This window comes from Dyadobacter sp. CY327, from assembly GCF_021390415.1.
In the GTDB taxonomy this organism is placed as follows: Bacteria; Bacteroidota; Bacteroidia; order Cytophagales; family Spirosomataceae; genus Dyadobacter; species Dyadobacter chenhuakuii.
This window is the reverse complement of record NZ_JAJUXJ010000005.1, coordinates 188,407-214,971: the sequence shown is the minus strand read 5'-3', so window position 1 is coordinate 214,971 and position 26,565 is coordinate 188,407. Positions and strand designations below refer to the sequence as shown.

Sequence of the window (26,565 nt, the reverse complement as noted above, 5' to 3'; positions counted from 1 at the left end):
TAATTTGTAAAATTACGTTTATCTTGTTCAATAGTAGAGCGGCAAATTTGCAAAAATCCGTCGCTTTTTTTGATTGACTGATATAACCTAACTATGATCATATTCATGAAAAGATTGTTTCTGCTTGCGTTTGTTTTTGCACCTTTTATTTTGTCGGCGAGTCCGAAATACTGGATTTACCTCAAAAACAAGGACCTGAACGCCGCACCGGCTGTTTCTGCATTAACACTTGAAAACCGCCTCAAACTAGGTCTTGTCGCTTCCGACGAAATGGACCTGCCTGTAAAGGGCGAGTACGAGCGGGCACTACGCGAACAATCTGTCAGCATTATCAATCGTTCCAAATGGCTGAATGCAGTGTCTGCCATTATGACCAGCGAGCAGGCCATGAAAGTGCGCGAGCTGGATTTTGTTCAGGAAGTGGTTCCTATTGATCCCGGATTTTACATTGCGCGCACCAAAGCCATTGAAAAAGCACAAATGGCACCCGTAATGTCGCAAGTTCAGGCCAATGCTTTTACAAAAGAGAACATTTCAGCCAAAGACGTGACCATAGGCGTGATCGACGCTGGTTTTTATGGCGCAGATTCTTCGCTTTCCCTCACACAGATTTTTAAGAACAAAAGGATTCTGGGCATCCGCGATTATGTAAAGCCGGGCCGTGCCGGAGAATTGCTTTTCAGCACTGCTGAATCGTTTTCGGACATGCACGGAACCGAGGTTTTAGCAGCGATCGCCGGCGTTGATTTTCAGGATGAGATCCAGTATGGCATGGCTACCAATGCCAAGTTTTATTTGGCCAGAACAGATTATTCATTGCGCGAATACAGAGGCGAGGAAGATAACTGGATCGCTGCCATGGAATGGATGGACAGCCTTGGCGTGCGTCTGATCAACACTTCATTGGGTTATGCCAAAGGATTTTCAGATCCAAAAGAAAATTATGTCCCTTCCCAAATGGACGGTAAAACTTCTGCTATTTCGAGGGCAGCACAGATTGCATCGGATAGGAAAGGCATTATGCTGATTGTTTCCGCCGGAAATGAAGGTGATGATAAGAGCTGGGAAATAGTTTCGGCCCCGGCTGATGCAAAAGGCGTTCTGGCAGTAGGTGCTACCAATGGAAAACTTTGGAACCGAATCGGTTATAGCAGTGTAGGGCCTGAGTTTTTATCTTATGTAAAGCCTAATGTTTCCTGCTTTTCGCTATATGGAACCTCATTATCAGCGCCTGTCATTACAGGTTTTGCAGCTTGTTTGTTACAGGCAAATCCCAAACTGACCAACAAAGAACTGATTTCTCTGATTGAAAAATCGGCGCATTTGTATCCATACGGAAATAATTTTGTAGGGTACGGCGTGCCGCAGGCTTCACGTGCGCTGGCATTGGCAAAAGCGCCCTATTTGCCTGATAATGCAAAACTTATCAATGCAAAAGGACGCAGTTGTGATGTAGATGTGAATACGGACGAGCAAATGGTAGCGATTTACCGCAAGAAGTCCGAGAAGGATGTTCTGGCGCAACAAGTAGCCAAAGTTCAGAATGGTAAAATCGCATTGAAACGTCAGAATGGCGAGCGCTTCACGACCATTGACCTGAAAAATTATGTGATAGAAGTGGCCTGGGATTGATCAGCCCGAGTTTCTCAACCTGGCTTCTTCCAGGTCTAATTCTCTCTCTTTCGTCCTTATCAATTCGTCGGAACAAACCTTGTCCCGGCGAATTTTTCTTATCTCCTCGCGCTTAATGCCCACAATTTCCACGAGCATTTTCCGGTAAGCTCTTGCAAAACCAATGGTCGCATTGTTGTCGATATCCAGATAACGCGTGTCGGCCAGCTCGATGATCTTTTCATAGCGGTCTTTCAAAAGTCTGAAAGGCTCGAATTGTGAGATTTCACCTTCATAGTTGGACTGCATATATTCCAGACTCACCGTGGCCAGGCGCGCATTAATGATCGCTTTTTGTTCGGTCATGTTCTCACCCGGATCTTCAATTTTGAGCAGACGAATCAGCCAGGGAAGGCTGAGTCCCTGCAAAACCAGCGTAAAAAGGATCACTACAAATGTGATAAACAGGATCAGGTCTCGGTGCGGATAAGCTTTTCCATCAAGCGTGAGCGGGATCGCCAGGGCGGATGCGAGAGAAACAACGCCGCGCATACCACTCCAAGCCACAATGAATGTCGTCCGCCAGCTCGGCCTGGCTTCTTTCTCCCTTACTTTTTTTGATAATAAATGCGGTAAATATGTTCCCGGATATACCCAGATAATGCGGATAATAATGGTAACAATGCTGATAATGACCGCATAAGAGATCACTTCACCCAATGTGTATGCTTGAAGCCCTATCATGACTTCCGGCAATTGCAGCCCGATGAGAATGAAAACAATGCCGTTGAGCAGAAAAATAACCGTTTCCCACACATAAGTGCTCTGCATACGCGACTGGTAAGCAAAAACTTCGTGGGCACGGAAGCTCAAAAACAACCCGCCGCTTACAACGGCCAGCACGCCCGAGTATTCAAAATGCTCTGCCGCGATATACATCATATAAGGTGTAATGAATGTAAGCGCAGTATCGATGCTTGGCGTAGTTGGAAAATATTTGTGTACAAAATAAAGAATGTGCCCGATCACAAGCCCTACCACAATGCCCATCCCGGCCACTACAAAAAAGTTGACTTCCGCTTTCCAGAGTACAAATTCACCCGTAGCAATGGTCGCCAGCGCAAACCTGAACACAATCAGTGAGGAAGCATCATTCACCAGGCTTTCCCCTTCCAGAATGGTAACCACCCGTTTCGGAACTTTAAGTCCCTGTAAAACCGAAGTCGCAGCCACAGCATCCGGTGGAGAAATAACACCGCCAAGCAAAAAGCCCATTGCCAATGTAAATCCGGGAATAATTGCGCTCGAAAGATAGGCGACCGCTGTCGCTGTAAAAACCACCAGGCCAATTGAAAGCAAACCGATCGGCCGCCTCGATTCCCAGAAATCCTTCCAGGAAGTATTCCATGCTGCGGAGTATAAAAGCGGGGGCAGGAATATCAGAAAAACCCAGTCGGGTTCCAGTTGCATATGCGGCATTCCGGGAATAAAACTGATCAGTAAGCCTGCGATTACCAGAAAGATAGGATAGGAGACCCCGATTTTTTCGCTCAGCATGGTGAGCATTGAAACGATGAAAAGCAGGGAAATGATTAATAGTAAATTATCGTGAATCATAGAGGGATGAGAAGTTTCGGAATATAAATGTATACAAAAATCAAAACCAGCGTTATAACATTTTGTGTGTTATCGAGCACGCAAAATGATTTTTTGGTTCCCTTTTGCTGGAAAAATAACAGATTTTTCTATCTTTATTGCTCCGAAAGATCTGGTATGTATCATATAATCTATCACCTAATCCTTAATTAACAATGAGTACTTCTCGAAGAGATGTTCTGAAAATGGCGGGCATTGCGCTGGCAGGCAGCACATTACCAGCTGTTACTATTCTTAATCCAAACCGTGCCTTTGCAGGCGTTAATGCCGAAACGCTGAAAGTAGGTTTGATCGGTTGCGGCGGACGCGGATCCGGTGCAGCAAACCAAGCTTTGAAAGCAGATCCTAATGTTGTTCTCCACGCAATGGGAGACATATTCAAAGACAAATTAGATTCTTCATTCGATAACCTGACCAAAGTACACGGCGCGAAAGTGAAAGTGGACGAAGGTCATAAGTTCGTAGGTTTTGATGCTTTCAAAAAGGTGCTTGATTCGGGTGTTGACGTTGTGATCCTTGCAACGCCTCCGCATTTCCGTCCGGAACATTTGACAGCAGCAATCAATGCAGGCAAGCACGTTTTCTGTGAAAAACCTGTGGCGGTGGATGCACCCGGTGTCCGCAAGGTTTTGGAAGCGGCTAAATTGGCCAAACAAAAAAATGTAGCCTTAATGTCCGGCTTCTGCTGGCGCTATCATGAGCCAAAACGTGCGAGTTTCGGAAAGATCTTGGATGGCGCCGTTGGTGATATTTCTGCGATTTATAACACTTACGATACAGGCACATTGTGGTCTTTCCCGCGCGTACAAGGCTGGACGGACGCAGAATATGTATTGCGTAACTGGACTTATTACACCTGGCTTGCCGGTGACCACATCGTAGAGCAGGCTGTGCACAGCATTGACATGATGTCGTGGGCAATGGGCGGCAAATTGCCAGTTTCGGCAGTAGGAACGGGCGGCCGTCAGGTTCGCACGGATTCCCTTTTCGGTAACATTTTCGATCACTTCTCAGTGGTTTACGATTATGAAAACGGCGCAAAAGGTTTCCACCATTCAAGGCAGCAAGCCAATTGCGAAAACAGTTATCTTGTAGAAACGATCGGGACAAAAGGTCGCGCTATGGTAAACTGCGCAAGAAACGTGCATGAAATTTTTGGACAAAATCCATGGAAATACACGGGTGCACAGAATGATATGTACCAAACTGAGCACAACGAGCTTTTCGCATCGATCCGTAGCGGTAAGCACGTAAATGATGGTGAATTCATGGCGCAAAGCACATTGATCGCTATCATGGGAAGAATGGCTGCGTACACAGGAAAGCGCGTAACCTGGGATGAAGCAATGAACTCAACAGAAAAATTAGGTCCGGACACTTACAGCTTCGATATGAAGCCGCCGGTTGTTGAAGTTGCTAAACCTGGTATCACGGCGTTTTCATAATATTTTATGCAAAGAAGAAATTTTCTGAAAAACTCAGCGCTTGCCGCAACCGGCGTTGCGGTTGGTGCTGCCACAGTTGGCACTGCATCGGCTGCTAATGCATCACTGCTAACAAATCCGGGGTCACCCATCTTAACGTCTGCTAGTTCATTGGCCAGACCAATGGTGAAAAAGAGCCTGATGTGGGGGATGGTAAAAGAGGATTTGTCTGTAATGGACAAGTTTAAATTGTTAAAGGATCTTGGTTACGACGGTGTGGAGCTGGATTCTCCAGACAAACTGGATATGAAGGAGGTCCTTGCGGCCAGAGATAAAACCGGTTTGCTGATTCCCGGCACTGTTAATTCAATGCACTGGAAGCTGCCATTATCGGATCCCGATCCGAAGAAAAGGGAAGAATGCGCCAAGTCCATTGAAAAAGCGTTGTGGGACACCAAAGAATATGGCGGGAGCACCGTGTTGGTCGTGCCAGGTGTGGTTAATGCCACTGTAACTTATGGAGAAGCCTATGAACGGTCACAGGCCGAGATTCGTAAACTGCTTCCCATAGCGGAAAAAACAGGTGTCAAAATAGCGATTGAGAACGTTTGGAACCAATTTTTGCTAAGTCCACTGGAAGCTGCAAAGTATGTCGATGATTTCAAGCATCCCATGGTAGGGTGGTATTTTGACGTTGGAAATGTGCTTCGCTACAGTTGGCCGGCTTCCTGGATCGAAGCGTTGAATAAGCGCATTTTAAAGCTCCATTTGAAAGAATTCAGTTTTAAAAAACAAAACGACCTGGGTCTTTGGAAAGGGTTCGACGTTGAGTTTATGGAGGGTGATAATAATTGGCCCGAAGTAAACAAAGCGCTTCAAAAAATCGGATACTCAGGCTGGGCATCGGCAGAAGTTGCCGGCGGCGACCGGAAACGGTTACTCACCATTCGGGAGAAGATGGACGAGGTTTTTAAGGCGTGACCATACGAATTGTAATAAATGCAAATAGCCCGGAATTTCCGGGCTATTTTGCGTTATAGCAAGAAAATTTATTATTCTTGCTTAATTATTACGACACACTATGCCATTTATGCCTAAACAATTACTTTCCTTCCTTGGGGCATTAACCCCTATAAGTGACACCGTTTATTCGGATTTCCTGCAAGCGTTCAAACTGATACATGTGCCAAAAGGAAAGCTGCTGCTCTCCGAAGGCGAGATTTGCGACAAACTTTGGTTCGTTAAAACCGGGCTCGCCCGTGGCTGCTGCATTATCCATAAGCTTGGGAAGAGTCAGGAAATTACCGAATGGTTTGCCAGCGAAAACGATTTCTTTCTTGCCTTTGAAAGTTTTGTCTGCCAGATTCCTTCAAGGGAATACATCGAGACATTAGAACCCTGCCAGCTCATTTGCATATCACGCAAAGATCTGTATAATCTTTACGCCAAACATCCGGAAATGTGCCATCTCGGCAGGATCATCGCCGAGCGTTTCGGCCTTCATGATAAAGAACGGCTTCGCGAAATGCGGCTTCACTCAGCGCAGGAGCGGCTCAATATTTTCCATCAGCAATCCAGGGAACTCTTCCTTCGTGTCCCTCAAAAGTACATCGCCTCCTACCTCGGAATCTCCGAAAATTACGTAAGCAAACTAAAAGCCAAACGCTGATTTTTCTGGGTTTTTGTAGGAACGAAGCTGGGTTTTTGGTGCGTATTGTATGATTAATGGATGTTTTATTTGTATCAATCAAATAAACATCTAAAAGTCATGATGAGAACATTTATCCTTCTTCTAGCCGGGACGCTCTGGCTGAGTATTCATGTATATGGACAGGAAAAACCTCCTGAGACAACAAAAAAAGCGAGTAAGGAATTTAAGGACTACAAGTGGGATGTAAATATTGGTTTACACGGCTGGGTCGGGGCTTTTAGCAATCTAATGATTAGATATTCTCCAAAACAAAAAGGTGCATTCCGGTTTTCACTAGAAAATCATGATTCTCGGAAAACCAAAGATTGGTTTCTCACGGATACATTGGGTAATCCAATTGATCGCCCTGTTGTCAAGGATGAGTCGTTCAATGTGGTAGCAATAGTCGGATATGAGTTTCGTCGCAATTCAGGAAAGCAACAAATATTCTATGGTGTTGACTTGCAGCCTTCAATAAATAATTACACCGACCATAAGCAGACGTCATATCCATTAAGAATATACGGTCTTGGACTCAACCCTTTTATAGGACTAAAGTACAGAATCCTAAATCGTCTATCTGTATCTGCCGAAACCTCCTTTTCAGTCAAATTTGAGGCTTCGCGCGCACATGACTTAAATGACAATTTTGTAAGGTGGAAAAGTAAAAATATCTACACTTCCTTCAATCCGCTTAAAGTAATTAACATATCCTATCACCTGTAAACTAGAAATAAAAATGAGAAATTACACGAACACTTTCGCAACTTTCTTATTGGCAATATTTCGCATAACTATTTCAACGTACGGCCAGGACATGAGTATAGTCTGCAATGCCGCAAATACTAACTGCCAATATGCACTTCCCGACCAAAAGTTTACAGATATGAAACTAAGATCGAGCCCTTTACAAGTTGCAACAAAGGTGTGAATTGCAAATACACTTGGGAAGTTAATAATGGAGTTATTTTGGGAGGGTATGGCATGAATCCTTCAAAATATGAAGGAGATGGAAAGTACTACATTGATGTCAAATGGGACAATTTTAATGGTAAGGGAAAAATTAAAGTAACATCAGCTGTACCTAGTCAGGGCGTTGATTGTTCAACTTGCCCAGCAGGGAAATCCATCATTATGGAAATCCCAATCAAATATTTAGGCACGCCAGGCAGCATTAAGATCAATAACATTGCTTATGCCGGCAGTTATCAGCTGGCTTGTGGCAAAACGCCGATTACGGTTTCGGTTCCTGCTGTGACGAATGCAACAAGTTATGTTTGGTCTTATCCTGCCGGGTGGAGTCACAGCGGCAGTGGAAATACAATTACGGTGACTCCGGCTGCAGGCTCTGGCGGTGTTATTAAAGTGGTTGCTAGCCGAAGCGATGTTCCGGGGCTGGCAACCTCCTCGCAGCTTACCATCACCCGCCCGCTCCCGACAGTTCCTACGATCAACTCCGGTCCAATCCTACTTTGTGCTCCGAAGGACATTACGGCTTCGGCGAGTAATACGACTTCTTATAATTGGGTTGCTTCTGGTGGGATAACGGTTAGTTCGCCAGGGAGTACGAATATGGCACATTTGACGGGCGTGAGTGATGGGACGGTGAAGGTTTCGGCTACGAATTCGGTTTGTGGGGTTACTACGGCTTACAGTACGCCGGTGCAGGTGAAAAGGAGTGCGCCTTTGCCGGGTGCATTGCTGGTCACAGAGAATGGTGGCGGGTCTCCGGATTTCATGTGTAACGGCGCGGGCGTTTCGTTGAATGCTTACACGAGCGAGCCGGAAACGAAGTTCAGCGTCTGGACCACCTCCGATCCTGCGAATACGATCATCAACTCGAATGGTGGCACGGCTTACTTCAATTCCTATGTCAATAATTGCTATGGCGTGGATGTGACGGCGAGCAACTGTTTTGGATCGGTGAAGAAAGGTGTTACGATATGCGTGGACAATTGTTTGGAAAATGGGCCTGTTTATGAAATTTACCCCAATCCAGCCAAGGACTTCATTTACATTACATTTGAAAACAAAGTTGAAAACGACGTGCTGCCTGAAATGGTGAAGCTTTTCAGCGAAGCAAGCACGAAGGAAGTGAAATCTGTTTCAGCGGAGGAGTTTGTCGTAACCAACGATTTGAATGATAAAAAGACGATTTCCATTCCGGTGAGCGATCTGCCGAGAGGCACGTATTATTTGCAAATTATTCACAATAAGAAAGCCGGGGAGCATGTGCGGGTTGTGTTGAATTAATTTTTTTTTTCTCACATAATGAACGACAAAAGAGCCTGAATATCAGGCTCTTTTGCGTTTTAAAAGCTTTTTAAATTTTATTTCTTCTTTTTATACAATGTTCTTGCGTAATGCTTAATGGTGGAAATCTTCAACTCCTGATTCTTCACCTGAACCAGCTTGTATTCTTTAAATTCACCCGCCTTATCCAAGAAACCAATGATGCAGGATTGCTCTTCTTTTCCCTTGCGGACTTCCACTTTGGGCATAATGCCGAAATTCGGGATCTTAATGTTGTCCTCAGCGTCCAGTTCCTTGTATTTTATTTTAACCAAAAAATCAAAAGTCGATTTCGTCTCATACACGTCCACCGAAAAGCGCCAGTCGTTGAGCGGATCTTTCACTTTTTCGCTATAACTCGCCACCGGGCTGTTTTCGACCACTTTTCTTTCCGCAGGAATGGTGTCGTTTACGATCTCGTTTCCCTGGGCGTCTTTGGTTTCATTTTTGGTATTGGAATTACAGGCAAATAAGGTGAGCAGGATAAAAAGGCTGCAATACTTCATTGGATTCACAATTTGGTTGGAGACGCTGATACTACTTTGCAATATACCTTTGTTATTTGCATTAAATAAAATATTTACTTTCGGCATAATAAACAAATCTTTACCAATCCTGCCTATCACCCCGGACTTTTACTATGGCGTTAAACTACATTTTCGTATCCTTTTTTGTCATTGCTTTCATCATTGCGCTTCTGAAATTTATCCTTACCGGTGATGTGCAGAGTTTTAAGGCAATTACGGAAGGAATGCTGGAAATGGCCAAAGTTGCGGTGATGGACATCGCTTTGCCGCTTACCGGCGTGATGACATTTTTTCTGGGGATTCTAAATGTCGGTGAAAAAGCAGGGATCATTAATGCGCTCGCCAGGTTTATAGGGCCTTTTTTTAACAAACTTTTCCCCGAGGTTCCCAAAGATCACCCGGCAAACGGACAGATGATCATGAACTTCTCCGCCAATTTCCTGGGGTTGGATAACGCCGCAACGCCTTTCGGGCTAAAAGCCATGCAGAGTTTGCAGGAGCTGAACCCAAGTAAGGATACGGCCAGCAATGCGCAGATCATGTTCCTGGTTTTGCATACCTCAGGCTTGCAAATCATTCCGCTTTCTATCATTGCACAAAGGGCCATTCTGGGTGCGGAAAGCCCCTCCGACGTATTTATTCCCTGTGTCGTGGGCACATACATTACAACGGTAACGAGCATGCTGATCACGGCCGCCTGGCAGAAGATCAACCTCTTCAATAGGACTGTCATGCTCGGACTTGGCAGCATCACGACCATTATCGCGCTGATGCTGTGGTATTTATCCGGCCTTCCCAAAGAACAGATTGAAACGGTATCCATTTTCGTGGGTAATTCGGTGCTGCTCGGCGTTGTGGCAGGGTTTCTGTTTTGGGGAATGTATCGGAAAATCAATGTGTTTGAAACATTTATCGAAGGAGCAAAAGGTGGTTTTACGACATCCGTAACCATTATTCCCTATCTGGTCGGATTGCTTGTTGCGATCAGCGCATTCAGGGCTTGCGGAGCGATGGATTATTTGATCGACGGACTGAAATGGATGTTTGCATCAACCGGAATGAACACCGATTTCACGGATGCATTGCCCGTAGCACTCATGAAGCCGCTCAGCGGAAGCGGCGCGCGGGCATTAATGATCGACGCCATGAAGGAATTCGGGCCCGATTCATTCGTTGGGCGTTTGGTGTGTATTTTTCAAGGTTCGGCAGATACGACCTTGTATATTGTTGCGCTGTATTTTGGTTCAGTAGGCATTAAGAACACCCGCTACGCCATCGTGGCCGGATTAATTGCTGATTTAATAGGCGTTTTGGCCGGAATATGGCTGGGATATTTATTTTTTCACTGATTTTTTGCACCTCTGCACGAATTGCCCTTTACCCTTCCTATGCAACCGTCCGTACAAAATGGATGGCTGTTTTTTCTGGTAAACACTAATATTGATTATCTAACTCTGACCTGCTTATGTTGAAATCGTTACGCAAATCCGCACTGCTGTTTATTGTATTTTGTGTATGTGTTGCGGGAAACACAGCCTTCGCACAGAAAGATACCAGCCAGGCAGCCAACACTTACTCACTCGAAGATTGCATCCGGATTGCGCTGGAAACCAATCCTTCCATAAAAATTTCAGAGCTTACCGTTCAGACCAACGGCAACATTTACGCCCAATCCAAATGGCAGCGCTGGCCAAGCATTAGTTTCAGCGCCAGCCAGGGTTTCAGTTCGGGTAGAAATATCGATCCTTTTACCAACCAGTTTGTGCAGCAGAATGTGAACTCGAACAACTATCAGCTGGGCGGGCAGCTTACATTGTTCAATGGTTTTCAGATTAAAAATAATATCAAGTTCAATAATGAAAATTACAAGGCAAGCGCCAAAGACCTGGATGCTGCCCGGAATGACATTATGCTGAATGTTGCATTGTCCTATCTGCAAGTGATGACCAACATTGAGCTCATCGGAGTGGCGAGGCTGCAAGTGGAAGCTTCCCAGCTTCAAGTCGACCGGACTGCCAAACTCGTTGAGGCAGGAACATTGGCAGAAAGCAATCTGCTCGACCTTAAAGCGCAGCTTGCTAACGACGAGCTCACATTGGTTAATGCCGAAAACAACCTCGAAACTGCGAAGTTGAATTTGAAACAGTTTATGAATATGCCCGGCAGTGAGCCTATTAACGTGGTTATGATCCAGGTAGCTGACCCAACTTTGCAAGCTTATGATGCCACGATCCAGGAGATATTTGAAGTAGCCCTCGGTAATCTGCCACAAATGCAAGCTGCGGAATTACGCATTGCAGCAGCAAAAACGAACATTGATCTGGCAAAAGGCGCAGCTTTACCTTCCTTAACATTAAACGGAGGGATTTACACAGCATTTTCAAGTGCTGCGCCCGATGAACGTTTCGTTGGAGATGGAACGGGTTTCACGATTACAGATGTGATTTCCCCGACCGACTATGTTGTTATTGACAATAAACAAGTCCCACTCGTTCAGAAAATAAGAACTCAGAACGGGGAAATGCGGACTTTCCGCTATCTGGATCAATTGAACTTCAACCGAAACTCGGCTGTCAACCTCAACCTCACCATACCGATTTTTACCAATTTCAGGGTGAAATACAATGTTGCCAATGCCAAGATTCAGCAAAAAACCTATGAATATCAGGCGCAGCAGGTTCAGTTGACGATCCGTAAAAATGTGGAGCAGGCTTACATTGATATGAACAATGCAGCCAAGCGTTACTCGGCAACGGCCAATCAGGTGCAGGCATTACAGGAAACATTCCGCGTTTCACAGGTTCGTTTTGATGTTGGCGCAATCAACTCCGTGGAATACAACATTGCTAAGGCAAATCTGGACAGAGCGAATGGTAATCTTGTTCAGGCTAAATATGATTACGTTTTCCGGACCAAGATCCTTGATTTTTATATGAATCGTCCGTTATCGGATTTTTAAAAAAGGCTTTCATTTTTAGCCTAATGCCTCTAATCCTCAATCAACATTAATTGTAACAAAGTAAAATATGGCACGTAAATCTTCGAAACGGATCTGGTGGATCACAGCAGGCATTGTCGCACTTCTTGTGGCAGGTTTATTTGGAGCAAAACAAGCCGGTTACATTGGCAAGCCCAAAGCAACGGAGGTTGAGTATACCAATGTTAAAAAGACGGATATCATTGAGCGCGTAAGCGCTTCGGGCAAAGTTCAGCCGGAGGTTGAAGTTAAGCTCAGCCCGGACGTTTCAGGTGAGATTATCAGCCTGAATGTTGCGGAAGGCGATTCGGTGGTGAAAGGGCAACTTTTATTAAAAATCCGTCCCGACAACTATGAATCCTTGATGGCCCGCGCACAGGCAGCCGTCAATTCCAGCAAAGCCAACTACGAACAGACAAAAGCAATGGTTTCCCAAGCCGAAGCGCGGCTGTTGCAAGCGAAGGCGAATTTTGACAGAAACAAAAAACTATATAATGATAAGGTGATTTCGGCTGCTGATTACGAGCAGTTTGCCTCAACATTCGGTGTTGCGCAGCAGGATGTTGAATCTGCGAAAGCCAATGTTTCGGCCGCATTGTACAACATTAAAAGCGCCGAGGCGAGCTTGAAGGATGCAGCAGAAAACCTTCGTAAAACGAGCATTTTTGCACCCGTAACGGGGGTTGTATCCTTATTGAATGTAGAAGCGGGTGAACGCGTGGTAGGAACTTCGCAAATGGCAGGAACCGAAATGATGCGCATTGCCAACCTGAGCAACATGGAAGTGCGTGTGAATGTGAACGAGAACGACATTGTCCGGGTTGCACTGGGCGACACGGCCGAAATAGATGTAGACGCATATAGCGCCTCCGGACGGAAGTTCAGGGGGATTGTCAAGGAGATTGCAAATACAGCGGCCGGCTTGGCTTCCGCAGCTTCCACAGGATCAGCCGTTTCCAGTGCCTCTGCCGATGCTGTGACCGAATTTGAAGTGAAGGTGAAGATATTGAATGAGTCCTTTGCGGATCTGATGGTTTCCAAATCTAAAAAATCCTACCCGTTCAAACCGGGCATGACCGCCTCGGTTGAGATCATTACGGAACGTAAAAATGGTGTGGTTTCTGTTCCAATAGCCGCTGTAACCACACGGAACAGCACGCCTCCCGTTGCCGCTGGTGCGCGCCCCGGCGAGCAGACAGAGCAGGCTCCGGAAGAGGATGAGAAAAAGCCTAAGAAAGAGGAAGCGATCAAAGAAGTTGTGTTTGTGGATGTGAATGGTAAGGCAGAAATGAAAGAAGTGAAAACAGGCATCAGCGATTTTGAGAATATCGAGATTCTTTCCGGCCTTAAACCGGGCGATACCATTATTTCCGGGCCTTACATTGCGGTGTCCAAAAACCTGAAGAACGGCGACTTGGTAGAAAAAAAGAAAGAAGAAGTGAAAAAAGACGGTAAGAAATCAAATGAAAACGCGAACTGATACGTTGTAAAAGTGTAATAAGTTCGATTTAGTTTAGGTTAAAAAAGAAATCCTTGCGGCTTTGCTGCAAGGATTTTTTATTTTCTGTCAAAATCTTCTCATTTTTGAAAACATTCATTCATATCCAATTTATGCCTGAACACCTTTTCAGGCCTCAAAAATGAGTCTTTTAAACAACATTAAGATCGCCGTGATAGGAGGGGGCAGCTGGGCAACTGCGCTGATCAAAATCCTTTGTGAACAAAATAACGTCCAGATCCGGTGGTGGCTGCGAAACCAGAAAGACATTGAGCATATCCGTAAATTCCATCATAATCCCAGCTATCTGAGCGACGTGGTGCTTTCTCCCAAGAAAGTGAAGGTCTTTGAAAAGACCACAGAAGCCGTCAAAGGTGCTGATTACGTGATCCTGGCAGTTCCCGCCGCATTTATTCAGGAAGCATTGCGCGATCTTTCTTCGAAACATTTGCAGGGAAAAAGGATTGTTTCGGCCATTAAGGGCATGGTTCCGGACCAGAATATGCTTATTACGGACTGGGTTGCCAAAGAATACGGCATTGACCTGCAAGAAACCTGTGTGATAGCCGGCCCTTGCCATGCGGAAGAGGTGGCTTTGGAAAAGCAATCCTATTTATCGATCGCTTCCACGGAATGTCCGAGCGCGGAGGATTTTGCTAAACTGATGACCTGCCGCTACGTGACCGCGAACCCGCTCGACGATCTTTACGGCGTTGAATATGCGGCTGTGATGAAAAACATTGTAGCGCTGGCCTGCGGCATAACGCATGGACTGGGTTACGGCGATAATTTTCAGGCCGTGCTGGTTTCCAATGCCATGCAGGAAATCGGGAATTTCGTTACTGCCCTCGACCCGCGCGAACGCAATATGAGCTCTTCCGCATATCTGGGAGATCTGCTTGTGACGGCTTACTCACAGTTTAGCAGGAACAGGCTTTTTGGCAATATGATCGGCCGCGGATATAGCGTCAAGGCGGCGCAATTGGAGATGAAAATGATCGCGGAAGGTTACTATGCTACCAAAAGCATTACCGAAATGAACAAGATCCACCAGGTAAGCCTGCCCATAACAAGTGCCGTTTACCGCATTTTATACGAAGAGCAAGCGCCGGGCATGGTGATGGACGAGTTAAAGAAATTGCTCAAATAATAGCCCGTTCCGCCCAATCCTACGTACATTTTTCAGACATCAATATTTCAACTTCCTATGCGCATTCCAAAAAACCTGTGTGCCGGCCTGTTAACCGGTCTTTTGCTTTCTTCCGTCATGCTGACTTCCTGTAATTCGAAAAGTTCGGACAAAGCGGAAAATGAGAATAAAGAGTTGAAGGATTCACTGGCAAGCGATAAGGAATTTGTTTTTGGAGATAAACGGGATTTTGCGCAGTGCCATGCATCCACATTGGTAAGGCTGGATAACGGTCAATATCTGATCGCGTGGTTTGGTGGGACAGAGGAAAAGAATCCGGATGTAGGGATTTGGGTTTCCAAAGGTCAGCCGGGAAACTGGAGTGCGCCCAAAGAAGTGGCCAAAATCCGCGAAGACGCACATTGGAACCCGGTTTTGCAAAAAACCTCGGACGGTAAAATTATTTTATATTTCAAAGTAGGAAAAGAAATTGCGCATTGGGAAACCTGGGTTAAGACTTCGACTGATAATGGTGAAACGTGGTCGGATGCCTATGAGTTGGTAAAAGGCGATAAAGGAGGAAGAGGGCCTGTAAAAGACAAGCTGATCGAACTGTCCAATGGCGACTGGCTGGCCGGCGCGTCCAATGAAGTAAATCGCTGGGAAGTTTTTGTAGACAGAAGCACGGACAAAGGTAAAACCTGGAAAGCAAGCCCTTACTTTAAAATTGATACAACAGAAATAAAAGGAAAAGGCGCAATCCAGCCTACATTGTGGGAATCCAAGCCCGGCACTGTGCATATGCTGGTAAGAACAACGGGCGGCGTGATCGGCAGAAGCGATTCTTTTAATAACGGAAAAACCTGGTCGACGATCAAGAAAACATCGCTTCCTAACCCGAACAGCGGCATTGACCTGGCCAAACTGCCCGACGGAACACTGGTGCTCGCTTACAACCCGAATGATAAAGACTGGGGTTCGAGATCGCCGCTTTCACTGATCATGTCATATGATAATGGTCAAAACTGGACGGATCGCATTGACATTGCAACGGGTAAAAAGGAAGACGAATATTCCTATCCGGCCATTATCAGTTTCGGGGACTCTGTGGCGGTGACGTATACATTCAACCGCCGGAAAATTGCATTCTGGTCGGGCAGCAAGAAAGAGATTATAGAACTGGCGGCAAAAAATAAGACCAAGGCGGCTCAGTAACCCATTAATTCCAAATCATAAGATTCAAGCATTTCAACGCGCTTGCCCATTTTCTTCTGGATAATCTTGAAATGGTGCACGTCTTCCGGGCAGATCAGGGAAATCGCTTCTCCCGACGCTTCTGCCCGGCCCGTCCGGCCTATTCTGTGCACATAATCCTTTGGCGATCTGGGTAATTCAAAATTGATCACATAGGGAAGAAACTGAATATCGATCCCGCGGGAAACAAGATCTGTGGCAACAAGCACGGTCAGTTTTCCTGCTTTGAATTTGTTTAAAGCCTCCGTACGGGCGCCCTGACTTTTTTTGCTGTGCATGGCCATCGCCTGGATTCCGTTCTTATTCAGCTTTTCAACCAGGTTATCAGCCGTTCTGGTTGCCGACACAAATACCAGCACTTGCTTCATTTCCTGCGTTTTGATTAAATATCTCAGCAACGGTCCTCTGCGGTCCGGATCAACGAAATAACCCGTTTGCTTGATCAGATCCAGGTTTTGTTCTTCTTCCTCAATCTCAATGCGCACCGGGTTTCGGAGCTGCGTTTTGTTGATCTGGTCAACTTCTTCTCCTAATGTGGCAGAAAACAGAATGCTCTGGCGTTTTTTGGGCAAAAGGAAAAAGATGTCCTTCATTTCCTCTGCAAAGCCAAGATTCAACATTTTATCGGCTTCATCCAGGACTAAAATCTGCGTTTCTGAGATATTAAGCGCCTTATGCGACAGCAAATCAATTAACCGGCCGGGCGTTGCCACCAGAATCTCAACACCTTGCAAACCAATCATTTGCGGATTGATCGAAACACCTCCATAAACAGCCAGCGTCTTCACTTTCCGTGGAAGCCTTTCGCCAAATGTTTGAAAAACAACGGCAATCTGCACCGCAAGCTCGCGCGTAGGCACCAGGACCAATGCAGAAATATGCCGGTTCGCAGCTGCCGGTTTTTTTTGAAATAATTCCAAAATCGGCAGGACGAAGCTGGCCGTCTTTCCCGAACCAGTCTTGGCAATGCCCAGCACATCATTTCCTTTCAAAATAGCCGGAATTGCTTCCTGCTGAATCGGATAAGGTTGAGTATAATTCTGTTCGGCAATGGTTTTTAATAATGGTTCGGACAAGCCAAGCGATTCGAAAGACATAAAGTGCTGCGCAGTTGGTCAAAAATATTTTTGTAAGCACAAAGATACCATTACCGCAGACAAATCGTCCATGCCCAGTCCGCAGCCACCCGACCATTTGACTTTTCTGAACATTTATTCTCCATAGACATGTCTTACAATCGCAGGGAATTTTTACAACAACTTGGATTTGGTGCATTACAATTAGGCATAATCAGCGCGATTCCGGCATCGGCCTGGGCTGCAACATTACATTCCGGTTCTTTACCACGCAGTTCACCCGAATTGCAGGGATTATCGGCTAAAAATATTCTGGATTTCACCAACGCTGTGGAGGCAGACAAGCTCAATTTGCACAGTTTAATGATCCTACGCCAGGGAAAAGTGGTTGCGGAAGGTTGGTGGGCTCCATACGGGCCTGATATGAAGCATACGCTGTATTCGCTGAGCAAGAGTTTCACTTCTACGGCCATCGGATTGGCAGTAGGAGAGAAGAAGTTAAGTGTTGAAGACAAAGTTCTATCATTCTTTCCGGATGACAAACCGGCAACAGTGAGTGCGAATCTGGCCGCGATGCGGGTAAAAGATCTGCTTACCATGTCTACCGGGCACGATAAGGATGCCACCGGGCCTGTCAGGGAATCCAAGGAAAAGAATTGGGCAAAAGCATTTCTATCCTTGCCCGTGGAACATGAGCCGGGGACATTCTTTGTATACAACAGCGCAGCAACGTATATGCTGTCCGCGATCATCCAGAAAATCACCGGCCAGACATTGCTGCAATATCTGACGCCATGTCTTTTCGAACCACTGGGCATTGACGATCCGGATTGGGAAGTGGATCCGAACGGCATCAATACGGGAGGCTGGGGACTGAGGGTCAAGACCGAGGATATTGCCAAGTTCGGCCAGCTTTATTTGCAGAAGGGCCAGTGGAACGGCAAGCGCATTTTGTCCGAAGCCTGGGTAGAAGAAGCCACGCGTTCTCACATTATGTCCAAAGGCGGAGCCCGGAAACCGGAAGAAAACGATTGGCTGCAAGGTTACGGTTACCAGTTCTGGCGTTGCCGGAACGATGCTTACCGGGGCGATGGCGCTTACGGACAGTATTGCATAGTGATGCCGAAGGAGGATATGGTGGTGGCAATTACCAGCGAAACAGGTGATATGCAAGCCATTCTCGACCACGTCTGGAACCACGTTCTTGCATCTGTGAAGTCGGCTCGCGTGCAGTCGGATAAGGATACACAGGCGGAACTTCAAAAGAAATTAACATCACTCGCATTGCCGCTGACGCCTGGGAAACCAACCGCCGAGTTGGCGACAAAACTTACCAATAAAAGCTTTAAAATAGCCGATAACAGTTTGAAAGTGAATAAAGTATCCTTTGAATTCGCGAAAGGCTGGTGCTTGTTCCGGTTGTACGACGATAAGGGGGAGCATTTGGTCGTGAATGGGTTGGGTAACTGGAAAGTCGGGTTAACGGATCTTTCCGTTATGCCTTTGAAGCTCGTACTAACGCCTGTTCCCGGTGAAAAGCTGACCAAAGTAGCAGGCAACGGAGCTTGGGTCGATGAAAACACATTCGAAATGACCTGGCGCTTCATCGAAACCGCCCACTACGAAACCGTAACCTGCAAGTTCGAAGCCGACAACGTAATCATTGAATTCAAACGCAGCCTGGCTATCCTGGGAAAAACAAAAGATTCCCGCCCTGTTTTGAGTGGGAAGATGATGGCTTAGACGTTATAAGGATATACAGCTTAAATGCAGGCACCATTATAAAAAGCGAAATTGCCCAAATCAGAAACTAATCCAACTAAATCAACTTGTATGAAACACAAAATTCTTCTTTCTCTGACATTTATCTTGATCGCTTTTGCTGCTCAGGCGCAGAAATTCAGGCCTTTGGATAAAAGTCCGCGTGATATTGCTTATTTCCCGGATCACTTTGCGCATGACCGGAAAGATGGTGAAAAGGCTTTGGTGAAAGTCTCGTATAGCCGCCCGTTTTTGAAAGGAAGAGAAGTTTTTGGTAAACTGGAACCTTACGGAAAAGTATGGAGAACGGGCGCGGACGAAGCGACCGAGGTCAAATTTTATCAGGATGCGACATTCGGTGGCAAGAAAGTCAAAGCAGGCACTTATTCGCTTTTCTCGATTCCTGGCGAAAAAGAATGGACCGTAATCCTGAGCTCAGACCTGGATTACTGGGGCGCTTACAAATACAAAGAAGGCAGCGATGTCCTTCGGGTAACGGCTCCTGTGAAAAAAGCAGAAGCACCGATCGAGAATTTTTCTATCGTATTTGAGAAAGTTTCAGACACTTCTGCGAAGATGTTTATGGGCTGGGCCGATGCAGTGATTGAGGTTCCGGTTAGCTTTTAAACTGCTCTTCAAGCGGTAATTTACTAAGTCAAAGGACGAAATATGCTTGAATAGCAAAGTGGCATCATTATTGTAAAAAGCAGATCACAGGTTGAGAAACCGATGATCTGCTTTTTACTTTTAATACCATCACAGAATGAAGACAAATTGCCTCATAATTGCATGCACATGCCTGGCCCTAACGCTGGGGGGATGCAACACCAAAGTAAGCGATGACGAAAAAGAAGCTGCCGCAAGAAGTGGCCCTGATTCAGTTGAAACAGTTACAGACAGCCTTACATTACCTGCACCATTTACCACCGAGTCGGTTGAAAACAGACCCGAGGAGGCTGGCTGGCCCGAAGGAAAAATGCCAACTGCGCCAGCAGGTTTCACGGTCAGCAAATATGCAGATAAGCTAAAAAATCCACGCTGGACTTACGTTGCACCGAATGGTGACGTTTTCGTTGCGGAATCCAATACGAAAAAGAGCGCCGATAGAATCACAATTTTACGTGATGTCAACAAAGACGGTAGGCCTGAAATCAAAGAGATTTTCATTGAAAATCTCAAACAGCCATTGGGAATGCTGGTGCTCAAAAATTATTTCTATGTGGCCAATACCAACGGCGTTTTCAGATATCCTTATAAAGGAGGGGAAACCAAAATAACGGGCAAAGGCGAAAAAATCCTTGATTTGCCAGCTGGCGGATATAACAATCACTGGACAAGGAACTTGCTCGCTAATGCGGATGGGTCTAAAATCTATGTTTCGGTAGGATCGGCCAGTAATGTGGCGGACCATGGCATGGATGAGGAAAAGCGCAGGGCCAATATTTTGGAAATAAATCCGGACGGCTCGGGGGAAAGAATCTATGCAAGCGGCTTGCGTAACCCGGTTGGGATGGATTGGGCGCCTGGTTCTAATGTGCTCTGGACGGCTGTAAATGAGCGGGATAAGCTCGGTGATGAGTTGGTGCCGGATTATGTTACAAGTGTGAAAGAAGGCGGTTTTTACGGCTGGCCGTATGCGTATTTTGGAAAAAATGAGGATCCGAGAAGAAAGGGTGAACGCTCCGATCTTGTAGCCAAAACCCTTGTGCCCGATGTGCCGTTAGGATCACACACAGCCTCACTCGGACTCGCATTCTATGACAAAACACAGTTTCCAGCCAAATACCAGAACGGTGCGTTCATAGGCCAGCACGGCTCATGGAACAGCTCGAAACTAACGGGTTACAAAGTTGTATTTATCCCATTCAAAAACGGCAAACCAGCTGGAAAGCCCGAGGATTTCTTGACGGGATTTATAGAAAGTGAAAAGAAAGTGTACGGCCGCCCGGTGGGAGTGACCGTTATGGAAGATGGTTCGATGCTGGTCAATGATGACTCGGCTGGGACGATCTGGCGTGTGAGCGCTAAGTAAAAAATTGGCTATGGGAGATAAAATGGCGGCCTGGTGTAAAACCAGGCCGCTTTTTGTTTTTGTAATAAAATAAATTTGAAAATAAATGAAGCTTTGCTTGTTATAATATACCAATCGGTATATTTTTGTATGGTTAATTAGAAGCATATGAATAAGGCAGAAAAAACCAGGCAATTTATTATTGAAAAAACGGCACCGATTTTCAATGTAAAGGGCTATTCGGGAACTTCAATTAATGATATGATTGAAGCAACAGGCCTTACGAAAGGAAGCATTTACGGAAATTTCCGTAACAAGGACGAAGTGGCCCTGGCGGCTTTTGATTTTAACCTGAAAAAAATGTTCACCGCCGTCCAGGCTGAAATGGATGCGCAGAAATCGGTGAAGGAAAAGTTGCTGGTGTATGTGCGCATTTATGAAAACTTCCTGACTTACCCGTTTCCCGAAGGCGGCTGTCCCATTCTCAATACTTCTATCGAGGCCGACGACACACACCCCCCGTTGCGCCAAAAAGCGGCTGACGCCATTTATTCATGGAAAAATAAAATCGAAGCCTTGATTAAAAAAGGGATTGTAGATAATGAGCTGAGTGCCAATCTGGAACCGGAAGAAGTGGCTATCACATTGATCGCATTGGTCGAAGGAGGGATTATGATCAGTAAAGTTACGGGTAAGCTGCAATACAGGACGGCGATAATGAAGGCAGTAAAAAAGATGGTTGACGATTTATAACCAATTTTTTTAAACATAAATATACCGATCGGTATATTTTAATATTTGATTTATTTAAACAAAGACAAAAATGAAAACGACGGGAAATACAATTTTGATCACGGGAGGAAGCGCTGGAATCGGATTTGAGATAGCGAAGATTTTTTCGGAAAAGGGAAACAATGTGATCATCACGGGCAGAAACGAAGCGCGGCTCAACAGCGCCGTGGCAAAACTGAAAAACACAACGGCCATTGTGAGTGACGTTGCTGACAAGCAGGATGTGGACAAGCTGGTGACAACATTAAAAAGCGATTTTCCAGACCTGAACATTGTGATCAACAACGCGGGCGCGGCATCTTATTATCTGCTCGATAGCGTGGACAATGTTTACGAACGGGCAGAGGAAGAAATTGTGACCAACTATTTATCAATTGTCGGGATAAATCAAAAACTGGCGCTACTGTTAAGCAAACAGGCGGAATCCGCAATCGTCAATGTTTCAAGCATTGCAGCTTACGTGCCTAATCACGTGATCCCGACTTATGCCGCGAGTAAAGCAGCATTGCATTCCTACACGCAATCACTGCGGTTGACATTAGCCAAAACAACTTCCACAAAGGTTTTTGAACTGATGCCGCCATTGGTTAACACAGATTTTTCAACCGAAATCGGTGGAGAAAATGGCATTCCGCCACGCGAAGTAGCCGAGGCTTTGGTTCATGCATTTGAGACAGATACATACGAAATCCGGGTTGGCAGGACTGCCGAGCTATTTGGATTATTCCTGCAATCGCCAGACCAAGCGCTGCTGGCAATGAACCCGGGAAGTGCAGCCTGATATTCACATAGCGACCGGTGACAATTTCAAAACTGAATAAAAAGAGAAAATGAAGCGGAAAATTGCGTTTGCCATGATTATGGGAGTGATTACTACGGGTATAATTTCCTTCAGTTTGGTTTCTATAAATATTGGATTTGTTGCCAATTTTTTGGTGATTTGGCTGAAATCCTGGATCATGGCCTATATGCTGGTCATACCGGTGATACTAATAGTTGGTCCAAGAGTGCAAAAAATGGTGGAAGCCTTATTCAAAGATGCAGTGACTCAGGAGTTTGACAAATAACGCCTGATGTTGTCGAGAAAATCTAAATTTTTATGAGAAGAGTAGTTGTTACTGGTTTGGGAGTTATTTCTCCCCTCGGAAATTCGGTAGATGAATTTTGGGAAAATATTGTGAATGGTAAAAGCGGTGCTGCTACCATTACGAAAATGGATGTTTCTAAGTTTAAGACGCAATTCGGCTGCGAAGTCCGCAATTTCGTTGCTGAGGATTATATCGATAAAAAAGAGCTGAAAAAATACGATCTGCACACGCAGTATGCCATTGCAGCATCGGACACAGCCATCAAGGACGCCGGGCTGGATTTCAGCACGGTTGAGTTGGAAGACCGCTACGATATGGGCGTGATCTGGGCGACAGGAAACGGTGGAATGGGCACTTTTGAAGACCAGCTGCTGGAATTCCATGCGTCGAATGGTGTGCCGCGTTTCAGTCCTTTCTTTATCCCAAAAATGATCGTGGACATTGCAGCCGGCGTCATTTCGATCCGCCACAAGTTGCACGGTCCCAATTATTGTACAGTTTCTGCTTGTGCATCGTCCAATACGGCGGTGATCAGTGCATTCGACACCATTAAGATGGGCAAGGCGAAACTGATGATCGCAGGCGGTTCGGAAGCAGCGATCATTTACTCTGCATTGGGTGGATTCGGTGCGGCGCAAGCGTTGTCCAAACGCAATGATGCGCCTGAAAAAGCATCCCGTCCGTTCGATAAGGACCGTGATGGTTTCGTAATGGGTGAAGGAGCGGCCGCTTTGGTTCTGGAAGACCTCGACTATGCAGTGGCCCGCGGAGCAACCATTTATGCTGAAATTGTCGGAGGCGGCATGGCAGCAGACGCTTACCATTTAACGGGCACACCCCCAGACGGAATGGGCGCAGCGCTGGGCATGAGAAAAGCTTTAAAAGAGGCCGAGATCACTCCCGACAAAATTGATTACGTAAATGCACATGCTACATCCACGGGGCTGGGTGATATGAGCGAGCTGAATGGTATCAAAACCGTTTTTGGGGATCATTCGGTGGCGATCAGCGCTACAAAATCAATGACCGGACACTTGTTGGGAGCTGCCGGAGCCATTGAAAGCATTGTGTCTATCCTGGCTGTGAAGCACGACATTATCCCGGGAACGATCAATACAGAGACGCTTGATGAGGCTACGCCGGAAGGGCTGAACATTATACTTGGCGAATCTGTGAAGCAAACCGTGAATTATGCGCTGAACAATACATTTGGCTTCGGCGGCCACACGGCGACTTCTATATTCAAAAAATACACGGAGTAACCCGAAGGCTAATCCGTAATTTCCGAAAGGACTTCTACAACCCCGTTTTCATCGTTACTCTTAGCGATGAAACGGGCTATTTTTTTAATATCCGGGTGCGCGTTCGCCATTGCGTACGAGTAATGTCCTTTCGTAAGCATTTCAAGGTCATTAAGATAATCGCCGAAGATCATGGTCTGGTCAAACGTAATGTTGAATTTCTCCTGCAAAACCTCCATAGCACGCCCTTTATTGGCTTTTTTGTGCGAAATATCCAGCCAGATCGGCCCTGAGATTTTTACTTGCAAATTGTCTTCAAAATGCTTGTAATGTGGATAGCTGTTCACTTCCGAACCAGCCAGGTCGCAAAGCGTAAATTTCAGGAATTGGTCATCTTCCACTTTTGTCAGATCTTCAACGATCTCATATCTCTCAAAATACAGTTTCAAATGGTTGATGAATTCAGGCTCGTCATTTTCTACGTAAGCCTTTTTCTTCCCGCAGATCACTGCATATGTGTCCTTAATCGGGCGTGAAATCTGCACCAATTCCCGCACAATGTCTGCTTCAATGGGTTGAATGTGGATTTCCTCATCCTTAAAGACAACGTAGCTGCCATTTTCAGCAGCAAAAATCACCTCGTCTTTTACTTGTTCCAATGCTTTGGCCAGATTGAAATATTGGCGCCCGCTGGCGGCTACGAAAATGACGCCATTGTCTTTTAATTTTCTGAAAACGGGGAAGAAAGATTCGTGTATTTCGTGTTTGGAGTTCAAAAGCGTGCCGTCCATGTCGGTCGCTACAAGCCTGATATCGGAAAAAGTCATATTGAATGCTAATGTTCTGCTTAAATCAAGCCAAATATACTGGCTAAGGTTCCGTTTTTTGTATTATTAAAATATCCTGAGTTGAGAAACGAATGATTTTCAGCGCCTCCGAACCCGCGGAAATGTTTTGCTGTTCCCTCAATACATCCATCCACACCGTTTGATACACATTACCAGCTCCATGAAATTTTCGAAACACTATCTGGCAGCATTTATCTCATTTGTAATTTGGGGGTTTTTCAGTCTGGCATTGAAACCGTTAAAGGCTTACGCTTCGCTTGATATTCTCTTTTACCGCGTCTTTTTGTGTGCCGTTATCATGGCGGTGATCAGCCTGTTCGTTAGGGTAAAAGTGTTGAAGGAAAATGTGAAAACATTCCGTCAGATGCCTTCTGAGCAGAGAAAACGGGTCACATTACTGACGCTGGCAGGCGGCATATTACTGACCGCAAACTGGTTTTTCTTCATTTACGTGATGAACCACATCAGCGTGAAAGCAGCGTCCTTTGCTTACCTGGTCTGTCCCATTATGACAACCGTGATTGCGTATTTTGTGTTGAATGAAAAATTGAGCAAATGGCAGTGGGCAGCAGTTTCACTGAGCATAGTAAGCTGTATGTTGCTGTCTTTCAGTAATGTTGCCGATATTGCTTATAGTCTTATCGTTGCGCTTTCTTATGCATTTTATCTGGTCAGTCAGCGTAAGAATGTGGGTATGGATAAATTTTTGGTCCTGACCGTCCAGATCATTTTCTCGGCCCTGATCCTGCTTCCGTTTTATCCGCAGTACAGCGAAGCAATGCCAACCGAGTTTTCATTTTATGCATTGATATTCCTGATCGCGGTGCTCTTTACCATCGTTCCGCTGTATATGAACCTGTACGCGTTGCAGAGCGTAACGTCATCAACTATGGGCATCTTGTTGTATATCAATCCTTTGATGAATTTCTTCATTGCGCTTGTGTACTTTCATGAGCCCATCAATTCCATTCAGATTACCGCTTATTCGCTGATCTTACTTTCAATTGTAGTTTTTAATGAGCGGTTTATATTTGGAAGAAGGCGCGCTGCTTTGGGTTAAGGTTTTTGGTAAACCAATGAGTTGATAAAGCCGCTATAAAAGGATCTTTGAAAAATCGTTTTAAAACCTGCCTTACTGAACAACATTGCGGTGTCAGGCAGCTTTTTTGCTTCCACTTCTGAAAGAACTCCAAAGAAGAGATACATGGATTTCAGCAGCCATTTTTGCCAAAATTTACCGGGCTTCTCTTCCACATTAAAATCCGTAAAAAGCCAGATTCCATTCGAATTAAGAACGTTATGTAGGTTTTGAAAAACGACTTCCGCTTTGTCCTGTTGGAAATTATCAAACATAAATGGGGTGATAATAACATCAAATTGAGGAGCAGATTGGAATGACTCGACAGCTGCGTGAATGAATCGGACATTATTTTTCCCGGCATCGCGCTTCCTGGCTATATCCAGCATTTTCTCCGAGATTTCAATGTAAGTAATGTCAATGTTGTGCGGCCTTATGCGTGATATTTCTTCCAGAACCGCGCCTGTTCCTCCGCCTGCAATGAGAATGTTCGCTTTCTCCGGAATGAAGTGCAGAACGGAGCGCTGCGCATCCGTCAGCGCATTTCCGAACACCAGCTTTGAAAGCCCGTCATAAAACCCCGCAACCTGGTCGTAATTATTTTTCATGACC

The 26,565-nt window shown here is 45.6% G+C and carries 24 protein-coding genes; 19 read left to right on the top strand and 5 right to left on the bottom strand.

The window, feature by feature from the left end; translation table 11 throughout:
* Nucleotides 1-105 precede the first annotated feature (105 nt).
* Nucleotides 106-1,632 (top strand): S8 family serine peptidase, encoded by a 1,527-nt coding sequence (locus LZG74_RS14465; RefSeq protein ID WP_233797264.1) that lies wholly within the window; start codon nt 106-108, stop codon nt 1,630-1,632.
* Here the strand turns inward: LZG74_RS14465 and LZG74_RS14460 are convergent, their stop codons facing one another.
* Nucleotides 1,633-3,228 carry a Na+/H+ antiporter gene (locus LZG74_RS14460; RefSeq protein ID WP_233797263.1) on the bottom strand — a complete coding sequence of 532 codons (1,596 nt, stop codon included), beginning with the start codon at nt 3,226-3,228 and terminating at the stop codon, nt 1,633-1,635.
* 224 nt (nt 3,229-3,452) lie between these two features.
* Between LZG74_RS14460 and LZG74_RS14455 the strand changes: the two genes are divergently transcribed.
* The 5 genes from LZG74_RS14455 (at nt 3,453) to LZG74_RS14435 (ending at nt 8,634) form a co-directional block, all read left to right on the top strand.
* Nucleotides 3,453-4,712 (top strand): Gfo/Idh/MocA family protein, encoded by a 1,260-nt coding sequence (locus tag LZG74_RS14455; RefSeq protein ID WP_026628416.1) that lies wholly within the window; start codon nt 3,453-3,455, stop codon nt 4,710-4,712.
* 6 nt (nt 4,713-4,718) lie between these two features.
* On the top strand, nt 4,719-5,672 hold the full coding sequence (locus LZG74_RS14450) for a sugar phosphate isomerase/epimerase (protein ID WP_233797262.1): 954 nt from the start codon (nt 4,719-4,721) through the stop codon (nt 5,670-5,672).
* A 109-nt stretch (nt 5,673-5,781) separates the two neighbouring features.
* Nucleotides 5,782-6,360: a Crp/Fnr family transcriptional regulator gene (locus LZG74_RS14445; RefSeq protein ID WP_233797261.1), complete on the top strand. Its 579-nt coding sequence runs from the start codon at nt 5,782-5,784 to the stop codon at nt 6,358-6,360.
* Between the two features lie 99 nt (nt 6,361-6,459).
* Entirely contained in the window at nt 6,460-7,107 is a 648-nt protein-coding gene (locus LZG74_RS14440) for a hypothetical protein (protein ID WP_233797260.1), read from the top strand.
* Nucleotides 7,108-7,515: 408 nt separating this feature from the next.
* Nucleotides 7,516-8,634 carry a T9SS type A sorting domain-containing protein gene (locus tag LZG74_RS14435; protein ID WP_233797259.1) on the top strand — a complete coding sequence of 373 codons (1,119 nt, stop codon included), beginning with the start codon at nt 7,516-7,518 and terminating at the stop codon, nt 8,632-8,634.
* A 77-nt stretch (nt 8,635-8,711) separates the two neighbouring features.
* Here the strand turns inward: LZG74_RS14435 and LZG74_RS14430 are convergent, their stop codons facing one another.
* Nucleotides 8,712-9,179, bottom strand: a complete 468-nt coding sequence (locus LZG74_RS14430; RefSeq protein ID WP_233797258.1) for a hypothetical protein — start codon at nt 9,177-9,179, stop codon at nt 8,712-8,714.
* A gap of 134 nt (nt 9,180-9,313) precedes the next feature.
* On the opposite strand from LZG74_RS14430, the gene LZG74_RS14425 reads away from it, so the two are divergent.
* The 5 genes from LZG74_RS14425 to LZG74_RS14405 all read left to right on the top strand — a co-directional run bounded on the left by LZG74_RS14425 (nt 9,314) and on the right by LZG74_RS14405 (nt 16,019).
* Nucleotides 9,314-10,549 carry a nucleoside recognition domain-containing protein gene (locus LZG74_RS14425; protein WP_233797257.1) on the top strand — a complete coding sequence of 412 codons (1,236 nt, stop codon included), beginning with the start codon at nt 9,314-9,316 and terminating at the stop codon, nt 10,547-10,549.
* 116 nt (nt 10,550-10,665) lie between these two features.
* Nucleotides 10,666-12,159 carry a TolC family protein gene (locus tag LZG74_RS14420; RefSeq protein WP_233797256.1) on the top strand — a complete coding sequence of 498 codons (1,494 nt, stop codon included), beginning with the start codon at nt 10,666-10,668 and terminating at the stop codon, nt 12,157-12,159.
* Between the two features lie 67 nt (nt 12,160-12,226).
* Complete coding sequence (locus LZG74_RS14415) at nt 12,227-13,657, top strand: efflux RND transporter periplasmic adaptor subunit (RefSeq protein ID WP_233797255.1); 1,431 nt, start codon at nt 12,227-12,229, stop codon at nt 13,655-13,657.
* A gap of 160 nt (nt 13,658-13,817) precedes the next feature.
* On the top strand, nt 13,818-14,825 hold the full coding sequence (locus tag LZG74_RS14410; protein ID WP_233797254.1) for an NAD(P)H-dependent glycerol-3-phosphate dehydrogenase: 1,008 nt from the start codon (nt 13,818-13,820) through the stop codon (nt 14,823-14,825).
* Nucleotides 14,826-14,882: 57 nt separating this feature from the next.
* On the top strand, nt 14,883-16,019 hold the full coding sequence (locus LZG74_RS14405; protein ID WP_233797253.1) for an exo-alpha-sialidase: 1,137 nt from the start codon (nt 14,883-14,885) through the stop codon (nt 16,017-16,019).
* On the opposite strand, the gene LZG74_RS14400 is transcribed toward LZG74_RS14405, so the two are convergent.
* Nucleotides 16,013-17,155: a DEAD/DEAH box helicase gene (locus LZG74_RS14400; protein ID WP_233797252.1), complete on the bottom strand. Its 1,143-nt coding sequence runs from the start codon at nt 17,153-17,155 to the stop codon at nt 16,013-16,015. The genes LZG74_RS14405 and LZG74_RS14400 overlap by 7 nt on opposite strands.
* A 129-nt stretch (nt 17,156-17,284) precedes the next feature.
* On the opposite strand from LZG74_RS14400, the gene LZG74_RS14395 reads away from it, so the two are divergent.
* The 7 genes from LZG74_RS14395 (at nt 17,285) to fabF (ending at nt 24,048) form a co-directional block, all read left to right on the top strand.
* Nucleotides 17,285-18,877 carry a serine hydrolase gene (locus LZG74_RS14395; protein ID WP_233797251.1) on the top strand — a complete coding sequence of 531 codons (1,593 nt, stop codon included), beginning with the start codon at nt 17,285-17,287 and terminating at the stop codon, nt 18,875-18,877.
* A 90-nt stretch (nt 18,878-18,967) separates the two neighbouring features.
* On the top strand, nt 18,968-19,522 hold the full coding sequence (locus LZG74_RS14390; protein ID WP_233797250.1) for a DUF2911 domain-containing protein: 555 nt from the start codon (nt 18,968-18,970) through the stop codon (nt 19,520-19,522).
* Nucleotides 19,523-19,658: 136 nt separating this feature from the next.
* Nucleotides 19,659-20,927: a sorbosone dehydrogenase family protein gene (locus LZG74_RS14385; protein ID WP_233797249.1), complete on the top strand. Its 1,269-nt coding sequence runs from the start codon at nt 19,659-19,661 to the stop codon at nt 20,925-20,927.
* Nucleotides 20,928-21,074: 147 nt separating this feature from the next.
* Nucleotides 21,075-21,659, top strand: a complete 585-nt coding sequence (locus LZG74_RS14380; RefSeq protein ID WP_233797248.1) for a TetR/AcrR family transcriptional regulator — start codon at nt 21,075-21,077, stop codon at nt 21,657-21,659.
* Between the two features lie 70 nt (nt 21,660-21,729).
* Entirely contained in the window at nt 21,730-22,479 is a 750-nt protein-coding gene (locus tag LZG74_RS14375; RefSeq protein WP_233797247.1) for an SDR family oxidoreductase, read from the top strand.
* 49 nt (nt 22,480-22,528) lie between these two features.
* Entirely contained in the window at nt 22,529-22,765 is a 237-nt protein-coding gene (locus LZG74_RS14370; protein ID WP_026628399.1) for a DUF2798 domain-containing protein, read from the top strand.
* Between the two features lie 32 nt (nt 22,766-22,797).
* A complete protein-coding gene (gene fabF / locus LZG74_RS14365; RefSeq protein ID WP_233797246.1) occupies nt 22,798-24,048 on the top strand; it encodes a beta-ketoacyl-ACP synthase II in 1,251 nt (416 codons plus the stop codon).
* An 8-nt stretch (nt 24,049-24,056) separates the two neighbouring features.
* Here the strand turns inward: fabF and LZG74_RS14360 are convergent, their stop codons facing one another.
* Nucleotides 24,057-24,854, bottom strand: coding sequence for an HAD family hydrolase (locus LZG74_RS14360; RefSeq protein WP_026628397.1), 798 nt, complete (start codon nt 24,852-24,854; stop codon nt 24,057-24,059).
* Between the two features lie 181 nt (nt 24,855-25,035).
* Here LZG74_RS14360 and LZG74_RS14355 point away from each other — a divergent pair, with 181 nt between their 5' ends.
* Entirely contained in the window at nt 25,036-25,935 is a 900-nt protein-coding gene (locus LZG74_RS14355; RefSeq protein ID WP_233797245.1) for an EamA family transporter, read from the top strand.
* Here the strand turns inward: LZG74_RS14355 and LZG74_RS14350 are convergent.
* A complete protein-coding gene (locus tag LZG74_RS14350; RefSeq protein WP_233797244.1) occupies nt 25,932-26,561 on the bottom strand; it encodes a bifunctional 2-polyprenyl-6-hydroxyphenol methylase/3-demethylubiquinol 3-O-methyltransferase UbiG in 630 nt (209 codons plus the stop codon). The two genes, LZG74_RS14355 and LZG74_RS14350, sit on opposite strands and share 4 nt — an antisense overlap.
* Nucleotides 26,562-26,565: the final 4 nt, after the last annotated feature.

Coding starts and splice junctions, on each gene's coding strand:
- LZG74_RS14440 (WP_233797260.1), top strand. CDS start 6,460: ATGATGAGAACATTTATCCTTCTTCTAGCCGGGACGCTCTGGCTGAGT.
- LZG74_RS14445 (WP_233797261.1), top strand. CDS start 5,782: ATGCCTAAACAATTACTTTCCTTCCTTGGGGCATTAACCCCTATAAGT.
- LZG74_RS14355 (WP_233797245.1), top strand. CDS start 25,036: ATGAAATTTTCGAAACACTATCTGGCAGCATTTATCTCATTTGTAATT.
- fabF (WP_233797246.1), top strand. CDS start 22,798: ATGAGAAGAGTAGTTGTTACTGGTTTGGGAGTTATTTCTCCCCTCGGA.
- LZG74_RS14450 (WP_233797262.1), top strand. CDS start 4,719: ATGCAAAGAAGAAATTTTCTGAAAAACTCAGCGCTTGCCGCAACCGGC.
- LZG74_RS14360 (WP_026628397.1), bottom strand. CDS start 24,854: ATGACTTTTTCCGATATCAGGCTTGTAGCGACCGACATGGACGGCACG.
- LZG74_RS14350 (WP_233797244.1), bottom strand. CDS start 26,561: ATGAAAAATAATTACGACCAGGTTGCGGGGTTTTATGACGGGCTTTCA.
- LZG74_RS14425 (WP_233797257.1), top strand. CDS start 9,314: ATGGCGTTAAACTACATTTTCGTATCCTTTTTTGTCATTGCTTTCATC.
- LZG74_RS14410 (WP_233797254.1), top strand. CDS start 13,818: ATGAGTCTTTTAAACAACATTAAGATCGCCGTGATAGGAGGGGGCAGC.
- LZG74_RS14395 (WP_233797251.1), top strand. CDS start 17,285: ATGTCTTACAATCGCAGGGAATTTTTACAACAACTTGGATTTGGTGCA.
- LZG74_RS14430 (WP_233797258.1), bottom strand. CDS start 9,179: ATGAAGTATTGCAGCCTTTTTATCCTGCTCACCTTATTTGCCTGTAAT.
- LZG74_RS14385 (WP_233797249.1), top strand. CDS start 19,659: ATGAAGACAAATTGCCTCATAATTGCATGCACATGCCTGGCCCTAACG.
- LZG74_RS14455 (WP_026628416.1), top strand. CDS start 3,453: ATGGCGGGCATTGCGCTGGCAGGCAGCACATTACCAGCTGTTACTATT.
- LZG74_RS14370 (WP_026628399.1), top strand. CDS start 22,529: ATGAAGCGGAAAATTGCGTTTGCCATGATTATGGGAGTGATTACTACG.
- LZG74_RS14465 (WP_233797264.1), top strand. CDS start 106: ATGAAAAGATTGTTTCTGCTTGCGTTTGTTTTTGCACCTTTTATTTTG.
- LZG74_RS14375 (WP_233797247.1), top strand. CDS start 21,730: ATGAAAACGACGGGAAATACAATTTTGATCACGGGAGGAAGCGCTGGA.
- LZG74_RS14415 (WP_233797255.1), top strand. CDS start 12,227: ATGGCACGTAAATCTTCGAAACGGATCTGGTGGATCACAGCAGGCATT.
- LZG74_RS14405 (WP_233797253.1), top strand. CDS start 14,883: ATGCGCATTCCAAAAAACCTGTGTGCCGGCCTGTTAACCGGTCTTTTG.
- LZG74_RS14390 (WP_233797250.1), top strand. CDS start 18,968: ATGAAACACAAAATTCTTCTTTCTCTGACATTTATCTTGATCGCTTTT.
- LZG74_RS14380 (WP_233797248.1), top strand. CDS start 21,075: ATGAATAAGGCAGAAAAAACCAGGCAATTTATTATTGAAAAAACGGCA.
- LZG74_RS14435 (WP_233797259.1), top strand. CDS start 7,516: ATGGAAATCCCAATCAAATATTTAGGCACGCCAGGCAGCATTAAGATC.
- LZG74_RS14460 (WP_233797263.1), bottom strand. CDS start 3,228: ATGATTCACGATAATTTACTATTAATCATTTCCCTGCTTTTCATCGTT.
- LZG74_RS14420 (WP_233797256.1), top strand. CDS start 10,666: ATGTTGAAATCGTTACGCAAATCCGCACTGCTGTTTATTGTATTTTGT.
- LZG74_RS14400 (WP_233797252.1), bottom strand. CDS start 17,155: ATGTCTTTCGAATCGCTTGGCTTGTCCGAACCATTATTAAAAACCATT.